Origin of the sequence: Pantoea sp. Pa-EAmG (assembly GCF_030024295.1) — a bacterium.
GTDB lineage: Bacteria > Pseudomonadota > Gammaproteobacteria > Enterobacterales > Enterobacteriaceae > Pantoea > Pantoea dispersa.
The window spans coordinates 40,217-46,216 of sequence record NZ_JASEWO010000013.1; the positions used below are offsets into that span (position 1 = coordinate 40,217).

7 protein-coding genes and 1 tRNA gene are annotated in these 6,000 nt (G+C 56.0%); 5 read left to right on the forward strand and 3 right to left on the reverse strand.

The window, feature by feature from the left end:
* Positions 1 to 91 precede the first annotated feature (91 nt).
* From xylR to QMM04_RS03625, 3 genes are all read left to right on the forward strand, one after another.
* Positions 92 to 1,270 (forward strand): D-xylose utilization transcriptional activator XylR, encoded by a 1,179-nt coding sequence (xylR, locus tag QMM04_RS03615; protein WP_058775595.1) that lies wholly within the window; start codon positions 92 to 94, stop codon positions 1,268 to 1,270.
* A gap of 60 nt (positions 1,271 to 1,330) precedes the next feature.
* Positions 1,331 to 1,425: transfer RNA gene (locus tag QMM04_RS03620), tRNA-Sec, on the forward strand.
* A 20-nt stretch (positions 1,426 to 1,445) separates the two neighbouring features.
* Entirely contained in the window at positions 1,446 to 2,294 is an 849-nt protein-coding gene (locus QMM04_RS03625; protein ID WP_058775596.1) for an AraC family transcriptional regulator, read from the forward strand.
* Here the strand turns inward: QMM04_RS03625 and QMM04_RS03630 are convergent.
* Positions 2,251 to 2,649 (reverse strand): helix-turn-helix domain-containing protein, encoded by a 399-nt coding sequence (locus tag QMM04_RS03630; RefSeq protein ID WP_104189533.1) that lies wholly within the window; start codon positions 2,647 to 2,649, stop codon positions 2,251 to 2,253. The two genes, QMM04_RS03625 and QMM04_RS03630, sit on opposite strands and share 44 nt — an antisense overlap.
* Positions 2,650 to 2,882: 233 nt before the next feature.
* On the opposite strand from QMM04_RS03630, the gene QMM04_RS03635 reads away from it, so the two are divergent.
* Positions 2,883 to 3,260: a hypothetical protein gene (locus QMM04_RS03635; RefSeq protein ID WP_021506874.1), complete on the forward strand. Its 378-nt coding sequence runs from the start codon at positions 2,883 to 2,885 to the stop codon at positions 3,258 to 3,260.
* Positions 3,261 to 3,272: 12 nt separating this feature from the next.
* Here the strand turns inward: QMM04_RS03635 and QMM04_RS03640 are convergent, their stop codons facing one another.
* Positions 3,273 to 3,737 carry an Rrf2 family transcriptional regulator gene (locus QMM04_RS03640; RefSeq protein WP_104189531.1) on the reverse strand — a complete coding sequence of 155 codons (465 nt, stop codon included), beginning with the start codon at positions 3,735 to 3,737 and terminating at the stop codon, positions 3,273 to 3,275.
* 395 nt (positions 3,738 to 4,132) lie between these two features.
* Between QMM04_RS03640 and QMM04_RS03645 the strand changes: the two genes are divergently transcribed.
* On the forward strand, positions 4,133 to 4,765 hold the full coding sequence (locus QMM04_RS03645) for a response regulator (protein ID WP_058758170.1): 633 nt from the start codon (positions 4,133 to 4,135) through the stop codon (positions 4,763 to 4,765).
* Positions 4,766 to 4,987: 222 nt separating this feature from the next.
* Here QMM04_RS03645 and QMM04_RS03650 read toward each other — a convergent pair whose 3' ends face one another.
* Entirely contained in the window at positions 4,988 to 5,905 is a 918-nt protein-coding gene (locus QMM04_RS03650; RefSeq protein WP_150361092.1) for an alpha/beta hydrolase, read from the reverse strand.
* Positions 5,906 to 6,000: the final 95 nt, after the last annotated feature.

Sequence of the window (6,000 nt, forward strand, 5' to 3'; positions counted from 1 at the left end):
GCGTGGGCGATCACAATGTGGCGCAAACAATTTCTGCTGCCTTTTCCGCCGTGCTATGCAATGCGCAACAGGTTTAAGGGAGCGCGCCACGATGCACGAAAAACGTTACCGTATTACGCTGCTGTTTAACGCCAACAAGGTGTATGACCGCCAGGTAGTGGAAGGGGTCGGCGAGTATCTGCAGGCTTCGCAAACCGACTGGGATATATTCATTGAAGAGGATTTCCGCTGCCGCATCGACAACATCCGCGAATGGCTGGGGGACGGCGTCATTGCGGATTACGACGACAGCTCAATCGAGAGCCTGCTCAGCAATGTGCCGGTGCCGATTGTCGGCGTTGGTGGCTCTTATCACCGGCAGCAGGATTATCCGCCGGTGCACTACATCGCCACCGACAACGCTGCGCTGGTGGAGAGTGCCTTTCTGCATCTGAAAGAGAAAGGCATTCATCGCTTTGCGTTTTACGGCCTGCCCGCCGCCAGTGGCAAACGCTGGGCGCAGGAGCGCGAGCAGGCGTTTCGCCAGCTGGTGATGCGCGAGCGCTACCAGGGTGTGGTGTATCAGGGGATGGAAACCGCGCCGGAAAACTGGCAGCACGCGCAAAACCGCCTCGCCGACTGGCTGCAAACGCTGCCGCCGCAGACCGGCATTATCGCGGTGACCGACGCGCGTGCACGTCATTTGCTGCAGGCTTGTGAATACCTGAAAATTCCGGTGCCGGAGAAGCTCAGCGTAATCGGCATCGATAACGAAGAGCTGACGCGCTATCTGTCCCGCGTGGCGCTCTCTTCGGTGGCCCAGGGCACGCGCCAGATGGGTTATCAGGCCGCCAAGCTGTTGCATCGCCTGCTCGATCGGCAAACGCTGCCGCTGCAACGTATTCTGGTGCCGCCGGTGAAAGTCATTGCCCGCCGCTCTACGGATTTTCGCTCGCTGCGCGATCCGGCGGTGATTCAGGCGATGCATTACATCCGCTTTAACGCCTGTAAAGGCATCAAGGTCGAACAGGTGCTGGATGCGATTGGCATGTCGCGCTCCAATCTGGAAAAGCGTTTTCGCGATGAGACCGGCGACACCATTCACGCCATGATTCACCGAGAAAAGCTGGAGAAAGCGCGTGAACTGCTGGCCTGCTCTTCATTGAATATTAATGAAATTTCGCAGATGTGCGGCTATCCTTCCCTGCAGTACTTCTATTCGGTGTTTAAGAAAAGCTACGCCACCACGCCAAAGGAGTATCGGCAGCATCACGGCGAGAAGGTGCAATAACGCCCCGCTGCGATCAAGATTTTGCCGCCAATTGCCGCTATACTGCGCGGCATCTTCAAAGGAAGATCGTCGTCTCCGGTGAGGCGGCCGGATTTCAAATCCGGTTGGGGCCGCCAGCGGTCCCGGGCAGGTTCGACTCCTGTGATCTTCCGCCACTCACCACTCAGGCCCAGCCATGCTCATCCATCCATCCGACAACCTTCCGTTCTCTGGCGATCCGCGTAAGGAAGAGCTGCGCCAACGGCTGATGCGACCGGATGCGCCCAAAGTCATTGCCGTGTCACTGTCGAAGGAGCTGGATCGCGAGCGACGCACGCATCGTCATGCCGCCGGTCAGCTGTTTTGTCTGCGCCAGGGATTGATGACGGTGAACACCTCGTCGGGCATTTTTGCTAATCCGCCGCGGCTGGTCGGCTGGATTCCGCCGTGGTTTGACCACGCCCTTGTCGGGCCGGGGCGCGTGCTGGGCTGGACGGTACTGATTGACGAAGCGCTGGCTGCGCCGCTGCCGGATCGGCCGGTGCTGCTCTCCTGCCCGACAGTACTGGAGCCGCTGGCTGAACGGCTGGCGGTGCTGGAGCCTGAACTGTGGAGCAGCGCGCGCTATGCCCGGTTGGGTCAGGTGTTTCTTGATGAACTGTACGAATCCACGCCGCAGGAACTCACCCTGCCGCTGCCGGAAGAGCCACGCCTGCGGCAGATTGCACGCCTGCTGATGGACGATCCGGCTGATACACGCACCGGGCCGGAGCTGGCGCAGTGGGCTGGTCTGAGCGCGCGCAGCCTGAGTCGCCACTGGTCCAGCGCGGTTGGCATGAGCCTGAGTAAATATCGTCAGGTGTCGCGCCTGCTGAAATCGCTGGAAGGGCTGGCGGCAGGCCACAGCGTGCAGCAGGTTGCCTGGCAGGTGGGCTTCGACAGCGTCAGCAGCTATATCAGCGCGTTTCGCGCCGCCTTCGGCTCAACGCCAGGCAAATACTTTACGACGCCAGCCGACTCTGCGAATGCAGCATCAGCAGGCTAGCCGGACCGTCAATCGGTGGCAGGCTGTGCCGGTATTTGCGGCGAAACGCGCCGGGCGGCAGGTCAAACATGCGCCGAAAGGTGCGGCAGTAGGTTTGCTGTGAATCGAAGCCAAACTGCAGCGCAATCTGCATCAGCGACGTATTACTGCTGAGCAGGGTGATGACGGAAGCCGTCAGCTTGCGTTCACGGATATAGGCTCCCAGCGCCACGCCAGTGTAGCTGCGGAACAGCCGCTGCAAATGCCACTGCGAATAACCGGCCCGCCGCGCGACCGTCTCCAGCATGAGCTTTTGTTCAATATTCGCCTCTATCCACATCATCAGCTGATGCATAACGGCTGCGTGAATATCCATCCTCTCCTCCTGATGCCGTGGTGCGACTCAATCTGCGACATTGTAAAAACAGGACGACTGGCTGTGTTTGCGCATAAAGCCAATAAATAGCGATAACTCGCCAATTTACATGCCACTACTCTGGCGGGGAGAACACGCTGTTGCGCCAGCACACATCATGTAATATTGTAAGTTACATGATGGATAAGCCGCCGTTCTTTCCGCTGCGCCAATCGTCACAAAGGAGAAAATCTATGCATGCCTTTTTACTCTCTGACACGGGTGTGTGCCTGGCGATTGCGCTGGCCTCAGCCAGCATCGCGATGACCATGACACAGACCGAACTGTTTGCCGGTTTGCGCGCCTGGACCGCACGCAAACACGCCTTGCTCGGTCATCTGTTTCACTGTTTCTATTGCCTGAGCCATTGGGTGGTGTTTGCCGCGATGCTGATTTACCACCCGACGCTGCTGAACAGCGGTTGGCCGCTGGTCGACTGGATCATGACAGCCTTCATCACGCTGACGCTGACCACGTTTGTCAGCGGTATGATGTTTAAAGTGTTTCAGGCCGCCGTCACCACGCATGTGATGAAGCATGACGCGCAGATCAAATTGCAGAAGCAGGATTAACGGCCGCGCCGGCTAGTCGCTGCAGCGCGGAAAGATGTGCGGATCCAGCCCAAGGCTGGCCATTTTTTGCAGGTAATCGTCGGCGATGTCCGCCACGGTAATCTGGCTGAAGCGCTGCAGCAGTAGCGCTTCGGCTTCACCCAGCGCCTGGTCAAGCCGGGCGTCCACCGCATGTTCCACCAGGCAGGGCGAAGGATCGGCCGTCGGGCCAATGCTGAACAGCGCCGGGGAGCCGATGGCCTGGTACACATCCAGCAGCGTGATATCGCGCAGGTCCGCGCGCAGCTCCCAGCCGCCGCCGTGCCCCTTTTCCGACACCAGATACCCCTTTTCACGCAGCCCCGACATCATGCGACGCACCACCACCGGATTGGTGCCGAGCATTTTTGCCATGGCATCGGAAGTAGCGCGTTTAACGTGACGATCAAGATGAATGAGCGCGTGCAGCGAGCGGGACAGGCGGTTATCGCGTGGCATGGACGTTTCCTCTGAAATTCCCGCTACTGTAGCAAACCACGCTGGCGGCAACAATTTATCCCGGCTGAGGGTGGATGGCGCCCTGACCAGGCATCCGCGTTAATCAGGCTGCCAAATGGGAAAAGGCAGACCGCCACAGTAAAAGAAATTACGGTGAAAAGGCGATTGGGCATAAGTTAATTAATGAAGTGAGTGACAGAAAGGGAATATTTATTTCCCACCAGGAAAGATAACTCCTCCAGGCGGAATAACCATTTCCCTTTTATAATTAATTTAATCTTGTAGGACATAGACTACAAATAATTATTTTATTGTTCTTGATCATACGCAATATATAAAATTCAGCGAGCGGCTAAAGTTTGACCTGTCATTCACTCATCAGGAAAAGGTTAACTATGGCTCAGGTCGTTGTGGTTGATGACCATCCGATCGCGCGGATGGCCGTTCGTTATTTGCTGGAACAAAATGGACATACGGTGCTGGCCGAAAGCGCCGATGGCCGGGAAGCGGTAACGTTGATTCAGCAGCAGCAGCCGGATATCGTCATCATTGATATCGACCTGCCGTCGCTGGACGGAATTGAAGTGGTTAAGTCGTTGCGCGATCAGAGTTTTCCAGGAAAAATCATCGTTATTTCCGGGAAAAATGAAAACGTGTATGCCGTGCAGAGCCTGCGCAGCGGCGCCAATGGCTTTGTCAGTAAAAAAACCGATATGCCAGAGATCGCCACTGCTATTCAGGCGACACAACGTGGTTACGGTTATTTCCCGCTGGGCGGTTTTATGCAGCAAATGGAGCAGGAAAGCACGCTGGCGGAGAAAAAAATGATTGAATCATTGTCACCACAGGAGTTTCAGGTTTTTCATCACATTATTAAGGGCCTGAATAATATGCGCATCGCGGCGCGGATGGGCGTCAGTAATAAAACCGTCAGTACCTATAAAAGCCGGTTAATGGATAAACTTCACTGCAAAACCATGAGTGATTTATTTGCTTTCGTACACCGCAATCAAATGGAAGCCTCATAAATCGTCTGCAAAGAGTTATCGAGACACAGCCGTTTGACGTAGCGCTCACCCTCTCGCTCAGGCCGGTAACCATAACCGTGTGTTGATCGGTAAGTTGCCGTGCAGCAGTTATCATCAAATCCTTGCCAGGCTAACCGACGGTGTGCTGGCAGACACCGTATAACTGCCCAGGGAGGAATTCCGTTTCCTCTGCGGCATCTGCGTTACCGCGGCGCTTCCCGCTTACCGCTTCACCAGGCTGCTTTGCCAGGCGTGGAACAGGGTGAGCCAGTTTTGCACCGGCAGGTGTTGCTTCTGGCCGGTGCCAAAGCCGTGACCGCCCTGCTGGAACAGATGCAGCTCCACGTTGACCTTGTTCTGCCGCAGTGCGCTGAACATGCCCAGCGCGTTTTGCGGTGAGGCGGTGCCATCATTCAGCGCCTGCACCAGAAAAGTCGGCGGCGTGTGTGCGCTGACGCGATCTTCCTGCGAAAGCTGCGCCATTTGTTGGGCACTGAGATCTTTTCCGTACAGCGCCGCGCGCGTGCCTGGATGGGTCACGCCCTGTTTCAGCGACAGCACCGGATAGATTAGCGCGCTGAAATCCGGGCGCGCCGACACCTTATCCTGCGCATCGACCGCCTGATAGTTAGCTTCATCGGGAGTGTTGCTCAGATTGGCGGCGAGAAAGGCACCGGCGGAAAAGCCCATCACGCCAATGCGGTCAGGCGCTACCTGGTACTGCTGCGCATTGGCCCGAATCAGCCGCAGCGCTCGCTGGGTATCGGCAAAAGCCTGCTGGCGATACTGCGCTGAACCGTCGTGTGGCAGACGATAAATTAACACAAATGAAGCGTAGCCCTGCTGGCTAAGCACGTTGGCCACGTCCAGCCCTTCAAGATCTTTCATAATATAAGAAAAACCCCCACCGGGAATGATTAGCACCGCCGCATGATTATTTTTTCCTGTTGCCGGAACATAAATCATTTGTGGCGCATCGACGTGGGTAACAGCCCGGTTATTAATGGCCGGGTTTTTACTAAAATTAATAAATTTATTATTTGCTGACACTTCATCTGGCCAGATCGGAATTTCCTTATTGGCAAACGCGGCCGGAAGATACAGTAAAAAAAACAGGCTAAATATCCGCAACCCTCTCATCGCACTGGCTCCAAATCCTGAATAAAAACAGTAACAAAAGTCAAACTGAGCGGATAAAATCGCTCAGTGACGCTCCGGCCCCCGCGAGATAATGA